This is a genomic window from Oxalicibacterium sp. (genome assembly GCF_057353965.1).
Genome location: NZ_JBMQZD010000006.1, coordinates 101,314 through 119,318 on the forward strand (window position 1 = coordinate 101,314; position 18,005 = coordinate 119,318).

The window sequence follows — 18,005 nt, forward strand, 5'->3', positions numbered from 1 at the left end:
TCTGTATTCCTTTTTTTGCGTGCGCGATCAGACCGACAGCGGCGTGAATTGACGGGTATCGACGTGCGCCTTCTCCGGCTCGTGCCACGGATCGGCTTCGCCGTCGAGCGAGAACAGCAGGCGTTCGTACAGCGCCTTGCGGTTTTCCTCGTCGTCCAGCACTTTCTTCTTCACATGATCCATGCCCACGCGTCCGACGTAATGCACGGTTCGTTCCAGGTACCAGCCCTCCTCGCGATACAGCTGCAGGAAGGCGCCGGCGTATTCCAGCACTTCCTCGTGCGACTTCACCTTGACGAAGAATTGCGCGACTTCTGTCTTGATGCCGCCGTTGCCGGCGATGTACAGCTCCCAGCCGGAATCGACGCCGATCACGCCGACGTCCTTGATGCCGGCTTCGGCACAGTTGCGCGGGCAGCCGGATACCGCCAGCTTGACCTTGTGCGGCGCATACATGCGCGCCAGCTGGCGTTCCAGCTCCTGGCCCATGCGCGTCGAATCCTGCGTGCCGAAGCGGCACCATTCGGAACCGACGCAAGTCTTCACCGTGCGCAAACCCTTCGCATAGGCAAGGCCCGACGGCATGCCGAGGTCGTGCCAGACGTCGCGCAGATCTTCCTTCTTCACGCCCAGCAGGTCGATGCGCTGGCCGCCGGTCACTTTCACGGTCGGAATCTTGTATTTGTCGACGACGTCGGCGATGCGGCGCAGCTCGGTCGAATTCGTCTCGCCACCCCACATGCGCGGAATCACCGAGAACGTGCCGTCCTTCTGGATGTTCGCGTGCGCGCGTTCGTTGATGAAACGCGATTGCGGATCGTCGACTGCATCCTTCGGCCACGTCGAGATCAGGTAATAGTTGATCGCCGGGCGGCAGCTGGAGCAACCGTTCGGCGTGCGCCATTCCATGAATTTCATCGTATCGGTCACCGTCAGCAGCTTGTTCGCCTTGATCGCGTCGCGCACTTCCTGATGCGTGTGATCGGTGCAGCCGCACATCGGCTTGACCTTGCTGGACGCCGAATAGTCGCCGCCGGCGGTCGCCATGATGATCTGCTCGACCAGGCCGGTGCAGGAGCCGCATGAGGCTGATGCCTTCGTATGCTTGCGCACGTCCTCGATCGTGAACAGGCCCTTTTCCTTGATCGCCTTGACGATGGTGCCCTTGCACACACCATTGCAGCCGCAGACTTCGGCGGTATCCGGCATCGCCGCCGCCTTGCTGAAACCTTCATGGCCGGTATCGCCGGGACGGCTCAGGTTCGCTTCGCCGAACATCAGCGCATCGCGAATCTCGCCGATGTCCTTGCCTTCGCGCAGCATGTTGAAATACCAGCTGCCGTCCACCGTATCGCCATACAGGCAGGCGCCGACCAGCTTGTTGTCGCGCAGTACCAGCTTCTTGTAGACGCCGCCGATCGGATCGGACAGCATGATTTCTTCCGTACCTTCGCCGCCGAGAAAATCGCCGGCCGAAAACAGATCGATGCCGGTGACTTTCAGTTTCGTCGATGTCACCGAACCCTGATAGCGGCCGATGCCGAAGTTCGCGAGGTGGTTCGCACACACCTTCGCCATCTCGAACAGCGGCGCGACCAGGCCGTAGGCAGTGCCGCGATGGTTGACGCATTCACCGACCGCATAGATGCGCGGATCGAAAGTCTGCATCGTGTCGTTGACGACGATGCCGCGGTTGCAGTGGATGCCGGCCGACTCGGCCAGCGCGGTATTCGGGCGGATGCCGACCGCCATCACGACGAGGTCGGCCGAGATCTCGCTGCCGTCGGCGAAGCGCACCGCTTTCACCCGACCATGACCGTCATTGATCAGTTCCTGCGTGTTCTTGCCGAGCAGGAAAGCCAGGCCGCGATCTTCCAGCGACTTTTGCAGCATCTTGCCGGCGGTCGGATCGAGCTGGCGCTCCATCAGCGTATCCGGCAGATGAACAACCGCGACGTCCATGCCGCGCAGCTTCAGGCCATTCGCCGCTTCCAGTCCCAGCAAGCCGCCGCCGATGACGACTGCATGCTTGTATTTGGTGGCCGCTTCGATCATCGCGTTGGTGTCGTAGATGTCGCGATAGCCGATCACACCCTGCAGATCCTTGCCCGGCACCGGCAGCATGAACGGATTGGAACCGGTCGCCAGCAGCAGGCGATCGTATTCGGCCGTCGTGCCGTCGTCGGCGATCACGACGCGCTTGACGCGATCGATCGTTGCGATCTTCTTGCCGAGATGCAGCGTGATGCCGTTCTCCTTGTACCAGTCGACATCGTTCAGCATGATGTCCTGAATCGTCTGCTCGCCGGCCAGCACCGGCGACAGCAGGATGCGGTTGTAGTTGGCATACGGCTCGGCGCCGAACACGGTGATCTCATACAGATCGGGCGCCAGTTTCAGCAATTCTTCCAGCGTGCGTACGCCCGCCATCCCGTTGCCGACCATGACCAGTTTCATTTTTTTCATTGCTGCATCTCACAGAAGAGTTGTTCCCGAATCTAAATAAGCAAAACAGATGCCAGTTCTGTTTCTGTGCGATTTCGTCCAGTTTTTTACTGATTCGCACCGTTTGCGATACGTCCTTGCACCATTCGCATCGCGATGCACCAAGACGTTTACCGATCCGCACAATCCGCACCTGATTGCACTCTGCTTGCACCCCGCCCTGCACCAGCCTCGCACCCAACAGGTGCATCGACAGAGAATTTGGTGCACCGCGCCGCCCATTTTTCTTCCGCATCCGCCAAACCGCTTTCCAAAACGGCTTCATATAAATGGCATAGCAATTGCATATTCAGCGCCGTCATCCATTCCACTCACGCGAGCGCATATGCAAAAGTCATCATTCTGGAAAGCCGGCCATACGCCGACGCTGCTTTCCGCCTTCTTCTATTTCGATCTCAGCTTCATGGTCTGGGTCATCCTCGGTCCGCTGGCCGTGCAGATCGCGGCCGACATCGGCCTGACGCCGGCGCAGAAAGGATTGATGGTGGCCACGCCGCTGCTGGCCGGCGCGTTGCTGCGCATCGTGATGGGCGTCCTGGTGGATCACCTGCAACCGAAGAAGGCTGGCCTGATCGGCCAGCTGATCGTGATGGCTGGCCTGTTGTGGGCGTGGCTGGGCGATCTGCATCACTATCACTCCGTGCTGGTGCTGGGCATCATCCTCGGCGTCGCCGGTGCGGCGTTCTCCGTCGCACTGCCGCTGGCATCTCGCTGGTATCCGCCGGAACACCAGGGCATGGCACTGGGCATTGCCGGTGCCGGCAACTCGGGTACCGCGCTGGCTGCACTATTCGCGCCGTCGCTGGCGCTGGCGTTCGGCTGGCAGGACGTGTTCGGCCTGTGCCTGATTCCGCTCGGCATTGCGCTGACGGTCTATCTGATCTTCGCCAAGGATGCGCCGTCCGCGCCGCCGCCCAAATCGCTGATCTCCTACTTGCAGGTGCTGAAGGATCGCGATGCGTGGTGGTTCATGTTCTTCTACAGCGTCACCTTCGGCGGCTTCTCCGGATTGGCGTCGTCGTTGACGATCTATTTCAACGGCCAGTACGGTCTGTCGCCGGTGACAGCCGGCTACTTCACCGCCGCCTGCGTGTTCGCCGGTTCGATGGTGCGTCCGTTCGGCGGACGCCTGGCTGACCGTATCGGCGGGATCAAGACGCTGTCGATCATGTACATGCTGGCAGCCGGCTTCTTGCTGATCGCCAGCATCGGCCTGCCGTCGGCTGCATTGGCAGCATTGGTGTTCGTGCTGGCGATGCTGTCGCTGGGCACCGGCAACGGCGCGGTGTTCCAGCTGGTGCCGCAACGCTTCCGCAAGGAAATTGGCGTGATGACCGGCCTGGTCGGCATGGCCGGCGGCATCGGCGGCTTCTATCTGGCTTCCAGCCTCGGCTATTCGAAACAGCTGACCGGCAGCTATCAGGGAGGATTGGTCGTCTTCGCCGCGCTGGCTATCGTCGCGCTGCTCGGCCTGACTTTCGTGAAGAGCCGCTGGCGCACCACCTGGGGCAGCGCCGCGATGACGAGTGCGAAGATCTGACCGTCATGCGCTCTCTTCCTCTTTCACCATGCCGCTGATACTGAACGCCGGCCACGCCACGCGCGCCGGCCAGAGACCGGTCAACGAAGACTTCGTCGGCATGGCCTTGCCGGACGAGCCCGAACTGTCGTCCAAGGGCGTGATCGCCGCCATCGCCGACGGCGTCTCCGGCAACGATGGCGGCCGCGAAGCATCCGAATACACGGTGCGCGGCCTGCTGTCCGACTATTACGCGACGTCCGACACCTGGCCTATCACGCAGGCGCTGGACCGCGTGCTGAAGGCGATCAACAGCTGGGTGCAGCATCAGGGCTCGATCCGCGCCGAACTGGCCGGCATGGCGACCACGCTGACTTCCATCGTATTGCGCGGCCGCTTCTATTACTTCGCGCATGCCGGCGACTCGCGCCTCTATCTGCTGCGCGACGGCGCACTGACGCGGCTGACCACCGATCACGTCTGGGATCGCCCCGAGATGCAGCATGTGCTGACGCGCGCGATCGGCCTCGATTCGCAACTGGCAGTCGACCACGGCATGGGAGAGTTGCACGAGGGCGACGTTTTCCTGCTGGCGACCGACGGTGTCTGGACTACCGTCAACGAAACCGCGCTCGCCGCGCAACTCGCCGAACTTGCGTCCGGCACACGCAATGCCGACAGCACGGCCAATGCGTTGATCGATGCCGCACTGGCCGCCGGCACGCACGACAACGTCAGCGCACTCGCGATCCGTATCGATGCCTTGCCGGAAACCGATCTGCGCGATGCTCTATCAGGCTCGCAGCAACTGCCAGTTCCGCCGAAACTCAAACCCGGCCAGACGATAGACGGCTACACAGTTGAAGAACAGATTCATGCCTCAGCCGCGACGCTGCTGTATCGCGTGACCGAACTGCCGCACGGCAGCAACCCACCGCGCAAGCTGGTACTGAAAACCTTGCACCCAGATCGCGCCGATGACGAGCACGAACGCACCGCCTTCGCGCACGAGGAATGGCTGGCCAAGCGCGTCGTCGCGCGCTTCTTCCCACAGGTCATCACGCCCGAACAAAAGAACTATCTGTACTACCTGACGACCTGGCACGACGGCAGCACGCTGCAGCAGCATCTGGATGTCGGCGAACACTTCACGATTCCCGACGTGATCGCATACGGCACGAAACTGGTGCGCGCAATCGGCGCACTGCACCGGCGCAGCATCGTCCATCGCGACATCAAGCCCGGCAACATCCATCTCGGCAGCGACGGCGAGCTGCGCATCCTCGATCTCGGCGTCGCGCAATCCGGCCTGGATGAGGTGCATGCCGCCGCCGGCGACGTGCGCGCGCCGCTGGCCGGCACGCCCTCCTTCCTTGCACCAGAGCAGTTCACCGGCGCGCCGCCATCGCGCCAGACCGATCTGTACGCAGTCGGCGTCACGCTGTATCAATTGCTGACGCGCCGCTATCCATACGGCGAGATCGAACCGTTCCAGACGCCGCGCTTCGGCGAACCGGTCGCGCCCGGCCGCTACCGTCCCGACCTGCCGCACTGGCTGGAGAACGTGCTACTAAAAGCCGTCGCGCGCGATCCGGCCGACCGTTTCGAGACGGCCGAAGAATTCCTGCTCGTGCTCGAACGCGGCGCCACGCGTCCGCTCGCCGCGCCAGCAGCCAAGCCGTTGGTCGAGCGCGATCCGCTGTCGCTGTGGCGCGCGGTCGCGTTGATCTCGGTCGTCGTCAATCTCCTGCTGCTGTATTTGCTGGTCGTCCGATAGACTGCGACGGCCTCGACCAATCCGTTTGCCACGTCCGAACGCCGCTCACGCCGCCTTCGCCGGATGCGCCTGACGGTGATACAGAAATTCCAGCACCGCCGTGCGACAGGCCGAATATTGCGCGTTCTGCGCCAGCGCAACACGCTCGCGCGGTCGCGGCAGGTCGACTTCCAAAATTTCGCCTATCGTCGCCGACGGCCCGTTGGTCAGCATCACGATGCGATCCGACAGCAGCACCGCCTCGTCGACATCGTGCGTGACCATGATCGTGGTCGAACCGGTGGCGGCAACAATCTTCAGCAGTTCGTCCTGCAGGTGCGCGCGCGTCAATGCATCGAGCGCGCCGAACGGTTCATCCATCAGCAATACTTTCGGTTCCATCGACAGCGCACGCGCGATGCCGACGCGCTGCTTCATGCCGCCGGAGATTTCGTTCGGCCGCTTCTGATCGGCATGCGACAAACCCACCAGCGCCAATGCCGCCTTCGTGCGCTCCTTCAGCTTCGCCTTGTTTTCGGTCGCGCCGAATACGCGTTCGACGGCGAGATAGACATTTTCATAGCAGGTCAGCCACGGCAGCAGTGAATGGTTCTGGAACACGACCGCGCGTTCCGGCGACGGCCCCGCAATCTCGCGATTGGCGCACAGCAGCGCGCCGCTTGTCGCCTGCGTCAGTCCCGCAATCAGGTTCAGCAGCGTCGACTTGCCGCAGCCGGAGTGGCCGATCAGCGAAATGAATTCGCCCTTGCCGACTGTCAGGTTGATGTCGCGCAGCGCGTTGAAGACGCCTTTTTTCGTATGAAAGGTCATTTCCGCCTGCTGGATTTCGATGAACTTGCCGTTGAGCGTTTCCATGATTTTTTCCTTTTCCGTAACGATCAGTTCTTCACATCTTCATAAGTGAAGGCTTTCGCCAGCCCCACCAGCAGTTGTTCGAGCGCCAGGCCGACCACACCGATGATGACGATGGCAATAATGATGTGCGCGACATTCAGGTTGTTCCACTCATCCCACACCCAGAAGCCGATGCCGACGCCGCCGGTCAGCATTTCCGCCGCGACGATCACCAGCCACGCAGTGCCGATCGCGAGGCGCACGCCGGTCAGCATGTAAGGCAGCACGGACGGGAACAGAATTTTCGTGATGACTTTCCACTCCGACAGGTTCAGCACACGCGCGACGTTCATGTAATCCTGCGGCACGCGTTGCACGCCGATCGCGGTGTTGATGATCATCGGCCAGATCGAGCAGATGAAGATCGCCCAGATCGCCGCCGGATCGGCGGCCTTGAACACCAGCAGGCCGATCGGCAGCCAGGCCAGCGGCGACACCGGCTTCAGCAGGCTGATGATCGGATTGAACATGCCGGATAGAAATCGGAAGCGCCCGATCATGAAACCAAGCGGAATGCCGACCAGCGCCGCCGTACCGAAGCCGACGGCCACGCGCTGCAGCGACGCCAGCACATTCCATCCGATACCCTGATCGTTCGGCCCGTTGCTGTAGAACGGATCGGCGAACAGCTCGGCAGCCGCCTTCAGCGTCACCGTCGGCGACGGGATGCCGTTGTTCTTGTACGAGATGATTTCCCATACGATGCAAAGGAACAGCACGCCGAACAGCGGCGGCACGATTGCCGGCAGGAAGCCGCGCAGCGAAACGCGGCTGGCCTTCGTCGCTTCCTTCCTTGCCGGTGCCGGCATCGTGACAACCGGCACGGCTGCCGTGGTTGCGGCTGCTGCCACAGCCGTATCGGCCTTGGTGCTCGCGGCCGGCTCGTTGATGGTTTGCATGATTGCACTCATGACGCTCTCCTATGCGCGGATCTTGAACGATGCTGCGTAAGCCTTCGGATTCTTGCCGTCCCAGACGGTGCCGTCGATCAGCTTGGACGTGCGCATCACGTCCTTCGGCACGCTGACCTTGGCCATCGCCGCCGCTTCCTTGTACATGTCGATGCGGTTGACCGACTTGGCGATGCCCAGGTAATCCGGATCGTCCTTCACCAATCCCCAGCGCTTGTGCTGCGTCAGGAACCACATGCCGTCCGACAGATACGGGAAATTGACCGCACCATCGTTGAAGAACTTCATGTAGTTCGGATCGTCCCAGGTCTTGCCCAGGCCGTTCGTGTAACGGCCCAGGATGCGCTGATTGATCACGTCTACCGAGGTGTTGACGTAGGACTTGGCAGCGATCGTCTCGGCCATCTTGTTCTTGTTCGACAGCGACGCATCGATCCAGCGGCCCGCCTCCAGCACCGCAGCCGACATCGCTCGTGCCGTGTTCGGATGTTTCGCGACCCAGTCGGACGTGGTGCCCAGTACCTTCTCCGGGTGATCCTTCCAGATTTCCTGCGACGTCGCCGCCGTGATGCCAATGCCATCAACGATCGCACGATGGTTCCACGGTTCGCCCACGCAGAAGCCGTCCATGTTTCCAATGCGCATGTTCGCCACCATCTGCGGCGGCGGCACCGTGATGACCTTCGCATCCTTCATCGGATTGATGCCGTAGCTCGCTAGCCAGTAATACAGCCACATCGCGTGCGTGCCGGTTGGGAAGGTTTGCGCAAACGTGTATTCGCGCTTGTTGGCCTGCATGTACTTCGCCAGCGAAGCGCCGTCTACCGCACCACCATCGGCCAGCGCCTTCGATAGCGAAATCGCCTGGCCGTTGTTGTTCAGGCTCATCAATACCGCCATGTCCTTCTTCGCGCCGCCGATGCCGGCATGCACGCCGTAGACGAGGCCGTACAGCACATGCGCCGCATCCAGTTCGCCGTTGATAAGCTTGTCGCGCACGCCAGCCCACGACGACTCCTTGCTTGGCGTGATCTTGATGCCGTACTTCTTGTCGAAACCCATCACCGATGCCATCACGACGGACGCGCAGTCGGTCAGCGGAATGAAGCCAACCTTCACTTCCGTCTTCTCCGGCTTGTCCGAACCGGCCGCCCACACGCCTCTGGTCGCCAGTCCGCCGAATGCGGTCGCCGCTGCCGCCGCCTTGATGATGGTGCGTCGTGTCGTATTGATGCTGTCGTCTTTCGTCGTCATGTTTTCTCCCGATGCGCGTTGGCGGATAAATGAAATCGCAATAAAAAAGCGTCCGCATCGCCACGCGCGAATTGCGCATGCGATGCGGACGCCTTTGTCCGGAAGGAAGCCGCCGCCGTTGGCTGCTTCCCCGTTATATATTCAGTACACCGTCATTGGTGCATTCCCCATACAGCAATGAACGTGCCAGCAGTTTTCCCTGCAACGGGCACCATTCATGCACGTTTGATGCGTCTTTTTCGTGCAGGCGGCATATCGACGCCACCAAACGATGCACGGTATTTACATTGATCTAGCCAAGCAGATCCGCCGCATCGATAAGGCGCTGCGCCAGTTCCGACAGGCGCAAGTTCTTGTCCATCGCCATCCGCCGCAACTTGCCGTACGCCTCGTCTTCGCTGATGCCATGCCGCTCCATCAGCAATCCCTTCGCACGCTCGACCGTCTTGCGCTCGGCCAGCTTCAGCTTGGTATCCGACAGTTCATTGCGCAGCTTCTGGTCCGCGTTGAAACGTGCCAGCGCCACGTCCAGCACCGGCTTGACGCGTTCGGAAGACAAGCCGGCGACAATATAGGCCGACACACCCGCCGCCATCGCCGCTTCCATGCTGGAGCGATCCTGATCCTCGGTAAACAACACGATGGGGCGCGGCGCCTCGTGCGTCGCCATCACGACATGCTCCAGCACATCGCGCGCATCGGATTCGGCGTCGATGATGACCATGTCCGGCTGCAGCTGCGCGATGCGGTCCGGCAGATGCATGTCGGCCGGGAACACCGCGACGATGTTGTAGCCGGCTTCCAGCAGGCCGATGCGCAATGCGCGTGCACGGCCGTCGCGCTCCAGCGCCATGTCGTCCGCTTCGCTGTCGGCCAGCGTATTGACGATGACGATGCGCAGCGAACGCCTGTCGGAGCGCGCATCCGGCAATGATTGCCTGCTTCCGGCGAGCGAAGAATCGATGTGGTCAGGACGAGTCATGGCAGTGTTCGGCCGTATGGCGCGGCGATGAAAAACGGGGAATACGCTACAATCCACGCAAGAACCACGCCAACTTCGCACCAACCTTCCCGCCCGGCTTTCTCCATGCTCGTTCTCGGTATCGAATCTTCCTGCGACGAAACAGGACTCGCGTTGTACGACACGCAACACGGTCTGCGCGCGCACGCGCTGCATTCGCAGGTACGCATGCACGAAGAATACGGCGGCGTGGTGCCGGAGCTGGCGTCGCGCGACCACATTCGCCGCGCCATTCCGCTGCTGGAAAAAGTGCTGGCCGACAGCGGCATCGCACGCGGCGACATCGACGCGATCGCCTACACGCAAGGCCCCGGCTTGGCCGGCGCACTGCTGGTCGGCGCATCGGTTGCCTGCGGCCTCGGCCTCGCGCTCGACAAGCCCGTGCTCGGCGTGCACCACCTGGAAGGCCATCTGCTGTCGCCGCTGCTGGCCAGCGATCCGCCGGAATTTCCGTTCATCGCGCTGCTGGTCTCCGGTGGCCATACGCAACTGATGCGCGTCGATGGCGTCGGCCAGTACGAACTGCTGGGCGAAACGCTGGATGATGCCGCCGGCGAAGCCTTCGACAAATCCGCCAAGCTGCTCGGCCTCGGTTATCCGGGCGGCCCGGCGATTTCGCGCATGGCGGAATTCGGCGATCCATCCGCCTACAAGCTGCCGCGGCCGATGCTGCATTCAGGGAATCTGGATTTCAGCTTTTCCGGCCTGAAAACAGCCGTGCTGACATTGGTGAAGAATCATCCGGCCAACATCTGCGAACAGGACAAGGCCAACATCGCGCGCGCCTTCGTCGATGCGATCGTCGACGTGCTGACGGCGAAGTGCGTCAACGCGCTGAAGCAAACGGGATTGAAGAAACTGGTGATCGCCGGCGGCGTCGGCGCCAACCAGCAGCTGCGCGAATCGCTGAACGCGGCTGCCGCCAAGCGGAAATTCCGCGTCTACTACCCAGAGCTGGAATTCTGCACCGACAACGGCGCGATGATCGCCTTCGCCGGTGCGATGCGTCTGAAGATCAATCCGAATGCGGCGAAGAAGGATTACGCATTCAACGTCAAACCGCGCTGGCCGCTCGACAGCATTCGCGAGATTTGAATGTGCAGTTTCAAACCGGTGTGCCACGCGGAATCACGGCGCATCTAGACTGCCACTTTGAAACAGCGGCGTTGATGCAAGAAGTATCGATCGCAGCAATCACCCAATAAAAAATCCGGCTTCGTGCCGGATTTTTTGTTTGCTTCATTACTTCGTTTATTTTTTCTTGCTGCCAAGGCGACTTTCCTTGCCCGCCAGCAGATTGCCGATATTCTTTGCGTGACGGAAGATCAGCAGCGCACTCATCGCCACGATCGCCAGCAACATGCCGTCGGTGCCGAACATCAGGCAATAGAAGAATGGCGCAAACACTGCCGCCACCAACGCCGCCAGCGAGGAATAGCGGAACGCATATGCGATGATCAGCCAGGTCGCCAGCGTCGCCAGACCGAGCCAGCCGTTGATCGCCAGCAGCACACCGAGCGCCGTCGCCACACCCTTGCCGCCCTTGAAGCGGAAGAACACCGGCCACAGATGGCCAACGAACACCGCCAGTGCCACCAACGCAATGCCGTTTTCGGCCACGCCGTATTGCGGCCCCAGGTATTTCGCCAGAAGCACCGCCACCACGCCCTTCAGGCAATCGCCCAGCAGCGTCAGGATCGCCGCCTTCTTGCTGCCGCTGCGCAACACATTCGTCGCACCTGGATTCTTCGAGCCATAGCTGCGCGGATCGGCCAAACCCAGCACCTTGCTGACGATGACCGCGAACGAGATCGAACCGATCAGATACGCCGCAGCAACAAACAACGCTGCAAACAACACAGTATTCATAGTTATCTTCTCAACTGATGGCCGCCATCGCGGCCGGAGCGGCGCTCACTATAAAGCACCGCACCTCATTATTCTGTTAATTATTTTCGCAGACTATTCCGGCAATGCGCACTGCACCGGCTTCGCACCCAGTTCGCCCGACAACGCAGCAGGCGCGATGCCAACCAGAAAGCCGCGCCGGCCGCCATTGATGTAGATGCGCTCCAGCGACAGGATGCTCTCTTCCACATACACCGGCATCGCCTTACGCGTGCCGAACGGCGACGTGCCGCCGATCAGGAAACCGGAATGCCGGTTCGCCACTTCCGGCTTGCACGGTTCGACCGACTTGCAGCCGATCTGTCGCGCCAGATTCTTCGTCGATACCTTGCAATCGCCATGCATCAGCACCACCAGCGGCTGCGCCTTCTCGTCCTGCATAATCAACGTCTTCACGACGGCGTGTTCGTCTACGCCGAGTTCACGCGACGACACCGATGTGCCGCCGTGCTCTTCGTAATCGTAAGGGTGCTCGCTGAATGTGACGCCGTGCTTGCGCAGCCATTGCGTGGCGGGCGTTTCGGAGACGTGGTCCTTTTTGGCCATGGTGCGGGTAATTCTAGGAGCTAAAAAAGGGGGACATTATGCCGCAAGACGCGCTTAGCACCTTCCTTCCCCATTCTCCGAACAGACATGCCATGCAGGATTGTTAATTTTCGCTACATACTATATTTATGGGATCAGATCTGGAAATCTTCATCCTACAATGCCAGCGAGAAATATTTCTCATACATGAATGTTTAGGCGGCCTCAGTCGGTCGATATACCAAGAACTACGACAGCATGCAGAGTTCCATATTTCAGCAAAAAATAGGCCGCATTTGTTTTTTGCAGAATTGATATCTAAATATAGTTAGACCTTTATGCGACTGTTTGCAGCCCTAGAGAACGACGCACATCAAGGTTGGGTGTGGCTGCAACGGAGCTCGTTACCCACCCGCTGTGTCATAAAGATCAAGAATTCGCAGAATGGGCGGAGCGTGTACTGTGAGGCGCTACAAATCGATGACAATTTTCTTAAACAGTACAACCAATCGCCGCGCTTCACGATATCTACGCCTACCGAAACATTGGTGATTGGGGCTTGGTACCGAGCTGGTCTTGGTGGGATTCAAACTCAGTCCGACGTCCCTTTGGAGGTTTCTGAGTGCAATTCCTGGTGGGGCAAGTTCAGGGCGTGCACCGGTCATCCTCAAATCGTTGTGCGTCTTGCTGCATGGCTGAGTGGCATCGGTTTGGCTCTCGGTATTGTCGGCCTCGTGCTGGGCATCATTAGCATCTGGCCATCACAAGACCTAACCAATCATTCCAGCGGACCGCCTTCGGCGGCCGCTGAATTTAAACGTTAGCCACCATGCCAAGCTACCCGAGAATTGATAAAAGCGAGGGTTTCATCCGGACCCATGAACTGCTTGAGCAATTGCAGTCTGATGTCGGACAGGCATATGAGACACTCGATACCGATCGCGAGTCTCAGTACTTGAGGCGATGCGTAGTCCGGGCGATCTTCTCTTTCATTGAAGCGTGCGTAGAGACAATCAAAGTAGAAGTCCGCTCAAACATTAGAACGAGGCTGTTCACGCCGGATCTGACCGAAAAAGAGAAAGAAACTCTTGGCTCTCTCCACGTCATAGGTGATAGAAAGACAGATAAGCAATTGCCACTTGATGCCAACATCAAGAGGACATTTCGCTTAGCCGCTAAAGTTTGGGGCCTTGATGGCTACCGGCTCACCACAGGCGGAGAAGACTTTGCGGATTTCCTTCGTGCCAAGGAGGCACGGAATCGTCTAACTCACCCCAGGACCTACTACGACATTCAAGTCACTGATGAGGATATGCACTGTCACACAGTCGCTTATCATTGGGCCTCGGGCGAGTTCAGTAGGCTTTTTCGCATCCGGATCGAGGATCTCGCCAGATCATTGCCTCCGAAGGATGCGAGCAGACTTCTTCAAGGTTCCGGCATCCAGAGTTCCGATGATGGCACCTAACAATTCATTCAAGCCGAACCCACTTCGTGGGTCGGCTCCATCAAGAATCACTTAGCCTCTTTGCTAGCTGCCCGCACCGGGCGTCGCTGAGCTCAAACGTTGGAGGTTTGCATATGCTCGATGCAATTATTTATGCAATTGGAGAAACAACCGCCTATCTAGCAGGAGCCATCATCGGCCGTACTTTTCGCCTAGAACCAAAACACGCTCAGCGCATTGGCGAAATAGTCGTTCTTGTTTTATTGACAGGAGGACTAATTGCTCTCACTGTTCTCTACTCCTAGCATCAGTCAACCAGACCTATCTCAACGTTAGTCGGATAAGCAAACTCTCTCAATCACCCACGCGGATGATGCAGTTTATGCAGCTGCTTCAACCTCTCCCGCGCCACATGCGTATAAATCTGCGTCGTCGAAATATCCGCATGCCCCAGCAGTAACTGCACGACGCGCAGATCGGCGCCGTGATTCAGTAGGTGTGTCGCAAACGCATGCCGCAAGGTATGCGGCGACAGCGGTGCATGAATGCCGCCCGTCACTGCGTATTTCTTGATCAGCGTCCAAAACATCTGCCGCGTCATCGGGCCGCCTCGTGCGGTGACGAACAGCGCGTCGGCTATCTGTCCGTTCAGGATCGCAGGGCGCGCCTCTTTCAGATAGCGTTCGATCCACGCGCGCGCTTCCTCGCCGAACGGCACCAGCCGCGTCTTGCTGCCCTTGCCGGTGATGCGCAGCACGCCTTCGTTCATGCCGACTTCTACCGATTTCAGCAGCACAAGTTCTGACACGCGCAGGCCGCTGGCGTACATCAGTTCGAGCATCGTGCGGTCGCGCAGGCCGAGCGGTGTGCCAAGATCGGGGGCACCAAGCAGAGCTTCAACCTGTGCTTCGGAGAGCGTCTTCGGAATGCGCGGCGGCTGCTTGGCCGAGTGCAGTTTCAGGCAGGGATCGACGGCGATGCGGTTCTGACGCAGCGCGAGTTGATAGAAGCGCTTCAAGACGGAGAGGCGACGATTCGATGTCGTCGCCTTCGTCATCGCATGCTTGGCGAAGAAGTAGGCGTTCAGGTCGTCCGGCAGTACGGCCAGCAGGGTCTTGTCGCGTTCGGCCTGCAGCCAGTCGGCGAACAGTTTCAGATCGCGTCGATACGCGTCCAGCGTGTTCTTCGACAAGCCGTCTTCCAGCCACAGCGTGTCGCAGAATTCGTCGATCTCCGCTTGGCTGGATGCAGGCACCGTCGCTACTGCCACCGTCTCCGGCAACGCCGCTTTTGCCGCTGCCGCCCTGCTCATCGGTAGCCTTCGACCTTTTCGTGCGCGAGCAGCCAGCGTTTGACGCCGAGATGGAATCCGGCTTCGTCATCAGTATTGCCGAATCCACCCAGCCCGCCGGCCGCCGTCACGCGATGACAGGGAATCACGATGGGAAACCAGTTCGCGCCGCACGCCTGCCCGACTGCGCGCGGTGCGGTGCGGATGTGGCGAGCGATGTCGCCGTAGGTCAGCACGCTGCCGCGCGGGATGCTTGATATCGCTTGCCACACCTTTTGCTGGAAGGCAGTACCGACCGTCGCTAGCGGCAGATCGAAGCGGTAATCGGGATCGTCGAGATAACGTTCGATCTGTTGCACCGTGCGTTCGGCGATGGCATCGTTCGGCGCTTTCTCGTTGAAGGTCGCGGGCAAATAAACCAGTTCGCGCACGCGCTTGTCTTCGGTACGGATACCGACTGCGCCGAACGAAGTTTCGACGATGGCAGAGAACAGATGATCGATGCCGGCGTTGCGCATAACGAATCAGAAATGGATGACGTAACGTACAGGATAAGGCAAAACGCTGGATGACGAGAAACCGCCGCAGACACATCGGTTTCCAAAGCGCAAAAATAAAAAGGGCGCATCTTGCGATGCACCCCCAAATTCCTTGCATTCCCGGCCGTTTATCGGATCGCTCCGTTGGCTTCTGTGGAACACATGTCTCCTCGGCCCTTTGGTACTGACATCCGTCTCAACATCGGATGACGCACCGGCCTTTATTCTTCTTTGAATGCTTCCTCTCGTTTTTTGCGCAACGCCGGCAGCAGAACCACGGCAAGTGCGAGAACGGCCATTCCTAGCATGACCGCGCTGATTGGACGCTGAACGAATACCAGCGGATCGCTGTGCGACAGCAGAAGTGCTCGACGCAGGTACTCTTCCATCATGGGCCCGATGATGAAACCCAGCAGCATCGGTGCGGGCTCGGCATCAAGTTTTGCGCAAATATAACCGAACAAGCCGAATAAAGCCATTAAATAAACGTCAAAATCGCTGTTGTTCAAACTGAACACCCCGATCGCGCAGAACATCAGGATGGCCGGGAAAAGGTAGTGATACGGCACCATGATCATGCGCACCCACAGTCCGATCATCGGCAAATTCAGCACGACGAGGAAGAAATTGCCGATCCACATCGATGCGATCAAGCCCCAGAACAGCGTCGGTTGTTCCGTCATCACGGCGGGTCCCGGCTGGATGCCCTGGATGATCATCGCGCCGATCATCAGCGCCATCACAGGGTTCGACGGGATGCCGAGCGTCAGCATCGGGATGAACGAAGTCTGTGCGCCGGCGTTGTTCGCCGCTTCCGGCGCAGCCACGCCTTCGATTGCGCCCTTGCCAAACTCCTTTGAATTTTTCGAGACTTTCTTCTCGATCGAATAGGCGGAGAACGACGCCAGCATCGCGCCGCCGCCCGGCAGGATGCCGAGTGCGGCACCCAGCCAGGTGCCGCGGAAGATCGGTGCGGCGACGCGTTTGAAATCTTCCTTGTTGAGCATCAGGCCCGACACTTTCTTCATCACCAGCGAGCGCGTTTCTTCATGCTCCAGGTTGCGGATGATTTCACCGATACCGAACATGCCCATCGCAACGATGACGAAGTTGATGCCGTCGGCCAGTTCAGGGATGTCGAAGGTATAACGTTGCGCGCCGGAGTTGACGTCGGAACCGATCAGGCCGAGCAGCAGGCCCAGCAGCACCATGCCAATGGCATTCAGCAGCGAACCGCTGGCCAGCACGACGGAGGCGACCAGACCCAGCACCATCAGCGAGAAATATTCGGCGGGGCCGAACTTCAACGCCATATCGGCCAGCGGCGGCGCAAACAGTGCAAGCAGGATCGTCGCGACCGTGCCTGCGCAAAACGAGGCAATGGCGGCAGTCGCCAGCGCCTTGCCCGCGTGCCCCTGGCGCGCCATCTGGTAACCGTCGATCGCCGTCACCACGGAAGACGATTCGCCGGGAAGGTTGACGAGGATCGCCGTCGTCGATCCACCGTATTGCGCACCGTAGTAAATACCGGCCAGCATGATCAGCGCCGAAATCGGCGGCAGCGTAAACGTCGCCGGCAGCAGCATCGCGATCGTCGCGGTCGGGCCGAGTCCCGGAAGGACGCCGACTGCCGTGCCGAGAAAGACACCGATCAGGCAGTACATCATGTTCGTCACCGTGAAGGCCGTGTCGAACCCTAATGCCAGGTTAGAGAATAATTCCATGTTCTTGCCTCTTCCTTATGATCTGTCGGTTCGTTCGATCAGCCGCCGAACCACGGGCCGAAGATGGGAATCGGCAAGCCGAGCAGCTTGACGAAAACCAGGATCGAGAAGATGGCCAGTCCCACAGCCAGTGCGATCCCGCCTTTCCAGTTGAATTTGGCGCTCGCCAGCGCGCTGACCAGCACGATCGCAATGACCGAGACCACCATGCCTGCGCCGCGGATCAGGAAGGCGAACAGGATGACGCCGGTCAGGATCAGGATCGTTTCCTTGATGGCGAATTTGCCGATCGGCTCGTCCGCTTCGCGGAAGAACGATCGCACGATGGCAGCCAGGCCGATCAAGGCCAGCAAGCCGCCGAGAACCGTGGGGAAATAGGCCGGGCCCATTCGGCCTGCCGTGCCCATCGGATAGTCGCGGCCGATGATGATCGCCGCCAGACCGACGATCATGAAGATGATGCCGGTCCAGAAATCCTTCGGATGTCGAATGAATGATGGCAAGTCGCTTCTCCCTCTTGATGCCCGTTTTGATACCCGTTTATTACCAGTTTATTGCCCGTGACATCCGGCCTGCGCGAATCATGCATGCCAGGTAGCCGGATCGAATCGATGATGCAGATAATGCCAGATTACTAAAATGCCGAGCCTGCATATCTGCAGCTCGGCATTGTTGGCGAACCCGGTGAAT

At 59.7% G+C, this 18,005-nt stretch carries 15 protein-coding genes; 4 read left to right on the plus strand and 11 right to left on the minus strand.

The genetic code is table 11. The annotated features are described in order from the left end of the window. Positions 1 to 27: 27 nt before the first annotated feature. Positions 28 to 2,466, minus strand: coding sequence for a nitrite reductase large subunit NirB (nirB, locus tag ACO1VH_RS11470; RefSeq protein ID WP_486244600.1), 2,439 nt, complete (start codon positions 2,464 to 2,466; stop codon positions 28 to 30). A 364-nt stretch (positions 2,467 to 2,830) separates the two neighbouring features. On the opposite strand from nirB, the gene ACO1VH_RS11475 reads away from it, so the two are divergent. Together ACO1VH_RS11475 and ACO1VH_RS11480 are read left to right on the plus strand one after the other, a co-directional pair. Further along, entirely contained in the window at positions 2,831 to 4,045 is a 1,215-nt protein-coding gene (locus ACO1VH_RS11475) for a nitrate/nitrite transporter (RefSeq protein WP_486244601.1), read from the plus strand. 28 nt (positions 4,046 to 4,073) lie between these two features. Next, positions 4,074 to 5,801 (plus strand): bifunctional protein-serine/threonine kinase/phosphatase, encoded by a 1,728-nt coding sequence (locus ACO1VH_RS11480; RefSeq protein WP_486244602.1) that lies wholly within the window; start codon positions 4,074 to 4,076, stop codon positions 5,799 to 5,801. A gap of 45 nt (positions 5,802 to 5,846) precedes the next feature. On the opposite strand, the gene ACO1VH_RS11485 is transcribed toward ACO1VH_RS11480, so the two are convergent. The 4 genes from ACO1VH_RS11485 to ACO1VH_RS11500 form a co-directional block, all read right to left on the minus strand. Continuing rightward, the gene (locus ACO1VH_RS11485) at positions 5,847 to 6,656 is read right to left on the minus strand and encodes an ABC transporter ATP-binding protein (RefSeq protein WP_486244603.1); all 810 of its coding nucleotides are present in this window, start codon (positions 6,654 to 6,656) and stop codon (positions 5,847 to 5,849) included. Positions 6,657 to 6,679: 23 nt separating this feature from the next. Then, positions 6,680 to 7,606, minus strand: coding sequence for a nitrate ABC transporter permease (gene ntrB, locus ACO1VH_RS11490; RefSeq protein WP_486244604.1), 927 nt, complete (start codon positions 7,604 to 7,606; stop codon positions 6,680 to 6,682). 9 nt (positions 7,607 to 7,615) lie between these two features. After that, positions 7,616 to 8,860 (minus strand): CmpA/NrtA family ABC transporter substrate-binding protein, encoded by a 1,245-nt coding sequence (locus ACO1VH_RS11495; protein ID WP_486244605.1) that lies wholly within the window; start codon positions 8,858 to 8,860, stop codon positions 7,616 to 7,618. 292 nt (positions 8,861 to 9,152) lie between these two features. Beyond that, positions 9,153 to 9,713 (minus strand): ANTAR domain-containing response regulator, encoded by a 561-nt coding sequence (locus ACO1VH_RS11500; protein ID WP_486244656.1) that lies wholly within the window; start codon positions 9,711 to 9,713, stop codon positions 9,153 to 9,155. Positions 9,714 to 9,947: 234 nt separating this feature from the next. Between ACO1VH_RS11500 and tsaD the strand changes: the two genes are divergently transcribed. Then, positions 9,948 to 10,976 carry a tRNA (adenosine(37)-N6)-threonylcarbamoyltransferase complex transferase subunit TsaD gene (gene tsaD / locus ACO1VH_RS11505; RefSeq protein WP_486244606.1) on the plus strand — a complete coding sequence of 343 codons (1,029 nt, stop codon included), beginning with the start codon at positions 9,948 to 9,950 and terminating at the stop codon, positions 10,974 to 10,976. A gap of 156 nt (positions 10,977 to 11,132) precedes the next feature. Here the strand turns inward: tsaD and plsY are convergent, their stop codons facing one another. Both plsY and ACO1VH_RS11515 read right to left on the minus strand, forming a co-directional pair. Further along, positions 11,133 to 11,750, minus strand: a complete 618-nt coding sequence (plsY, locus tag ACO1VH_RS11510) for a glycerol-3-phosphate 1-O-acyltransferase PlsY (protein ID WP_486244607.1) — start codon at positions 11,748 to 11,750, stop codon at positions 11,133 to 11,135. Positions 11,751 to 11,843: 93 nt separating this feature from the next. Further along, on the minus strand, positions 11,844 to 12,335 hold the full coding sequence (locus tag ACO1VH_RS11515; protein ID WP_486244608.1) for an aminoacyl-tRNA deacylase: 492 nt from the start codon (positions 12,333 to 12,335) through the stop codon (positions 11,844 to 11,846). Positions 12,336 to 13,143: 808 nt separating this feature from the next. Between ACO1VH_RS11515 and ACO1VH_RS11520 the strand changes: the two genes are divergently transcribed. Beyond that, positions 13,144 to 13,782, plus strand: coding sequence for a hypothetical protein (locus tag ACO1VH_RS11520; protein WP_486244609.1), 639 nt, complete (start codon positions 13,144 to 13,146; stop codon positions 13,780 to 13,782). Between the two features lie 337 nt (positions 13,783 to 14,119). Here the strand turns inward: ACO1VH_RS11520 and xerD are convergent, their stop codons facing one another. From xerD to ACO1VH_RS11540, 4 genes are all read right to left on the minus strand, one after another. Next, positions 14,120 to 15,073, minus strand: a complete 954-nt coding sequence (gene xerD, locus ACO1VH_RS11525) for a site-specific tyrosine recombinase XerD (protein ID WP_486244610.1) — start codon at positions 15,071 to 15,073, stop codon at positions 14,120 to 14,122. Beyond that, positions 15,070 to 15,570 carry a methylated-DNA--[protein]-cysteine S-methyltransferase gene (locus ACO1VH_RS11530; RefSeq protein WP_486244611.1) on the minus strand — a complete coding sequence of 167 codons (501 nt, stop codon included), beginning with the start codon at positions 15,568 to 15,570 and terminating at the stop codon, positions 15,070 to 15,072. Before ACO1VH_RS11530 ends, xerD begins: the two co-directional genes overlap by 4 nt. Positions 15,571 to 15,812: 242 nt before the next feature. Beyond that, positions 15,813 to 17,315 carry a tripartite tricarboxylate transporter permease gene (locus ACO1VH_RS11535; RefSeq protein ID WP_486244612.1) on the minus strand — a complete coding sequence of 501 codons (1,503 nt, stop codon included), beginning with the start codon at positions 17,313 to 17,315 and terminating at the stop codon, positions 15,813 to 15,815. Between the two features lie 38 nt (positions 17,316 to 17,353). After that, positions 17,354 to 17,818, minus strand: a complete 465-nt coding sequence (locus ACO1VH_RS11540; RefSeq protein ID WP_486244613.1) for a tripartite tricarboxylate transporter TctB family protein — start codon at positions 17,816 to 17,818, stop codon at positions 17,354 to 17,356. Positions 17,819 to 18,005 lie beyond the last annotated feature (187 nt).

What these genes read in the sequence shown, in the direction of transcription:
- ACO1VH_RS11480 (WP_486244602.1), top strand. Translation starts at nt 4,074, where the DNA reads ATGCCGCTGATACTGAACGCCGGCCACGCCACGCGCGCCGGCCAGAGA.
- tsaD (WP_486244606.1), top strand. Translation starts at nt 9,948, where the DNA reads ATGCTCGTTCTCGGTATCGAATCTTCCTGCGACGAAACAGGACTCGCG.
- ACO1VH_RS11535 (WP_486244612.1), bottom strand. Translation starts at nt 17,315, where the DNA reads ATGGAATTATTCTCTAACCTGGCATTAGGGTTCGACACGGCCTTCACG.
- nirB (WP_486244600.1), bottom strand. Translation starts at nt 2,466, where the DNA reads ATGAAAAAAATGAAACTGGTCATGGTCGGCAACGGGATGGCGGGCGTA.
- ACO1VH_RS11475 (WP_486244601.1), top strand. Translation starts at nt 2,831, where the DNA reads ATGCAAAAGTCATCATTCTGGAAAGCCGGCCATACGCCGACGCTGCTT.
- ACO1VH_RS11500 (WP_486244656.1), bottom strand. Translation starts at nt 9,713, where the DNA reads ATGGCGCTGGAGCGCGACGGCCGTGCACGCGCATTGCGCATCGGCCTG.
- ACO1VH_RS11485 (WP_486244603.1), bottom strand. Translation starts at nt 6,656, where the DNA reads ATGGAAACGCTCAACGGCAAGTTCATCGAAATCCAGCAGGCGGAAATG.
- ACO1VH_RS11520 (WP_486244609.1), top strand. Translation starts at nt 13,144, where the DNA reads ATGCCAAGCTACCCGAGAATTGATAAAAGCGAGGGTTTCATCCGGACC.
- ntrB (WP_486244604.1), bottom strand. Translation starts at nt 7,606, where the DNA reads ATGAGTGCAATCATGCAAACCATCAACGAGCCGGCCGCGAGCACCAAG.
- ACO1VH_RS11530 (WP_486244611.1), bottom strand. Translation starts at nt 15,570, where the DNA reads ATGCGCAACGCCGGCATCGATCATCTGTTCTCTGCCATCGTCGAAACT.
- ACO1VH_RS11495 (WP_486244605.1), bottom strand. Translation starts at nt 8,860, where the DNA reads ATGACGACGAAAGACGACAGCATCAATACGACACGACGCACCATCATC.
- xerD (WP_486244610.1), bottom strand. Translation starts at nt 15,073, where the DNA reads ATGAGCAGGGCGGCAGCGGCAAAAGCGGCGTTGCCGGAGACGGTGGCA.
- ACO1VH_RS11515 (WP_486244608.1), bottom strand. Translation starts at nt 12,335, where the DNA reads ATGGCCAAAAAGGACCACGTCTCCGAAACGCCCGCCACGCAATGGCTG.
- plsY (WP_486244607.1), bottom strand. Translation starts at nt 11,750, where the DNA reads ATGAATACTGTGTTGTTTGCAGCGTTGTTTGTTGCTGCGGCGTATCTG.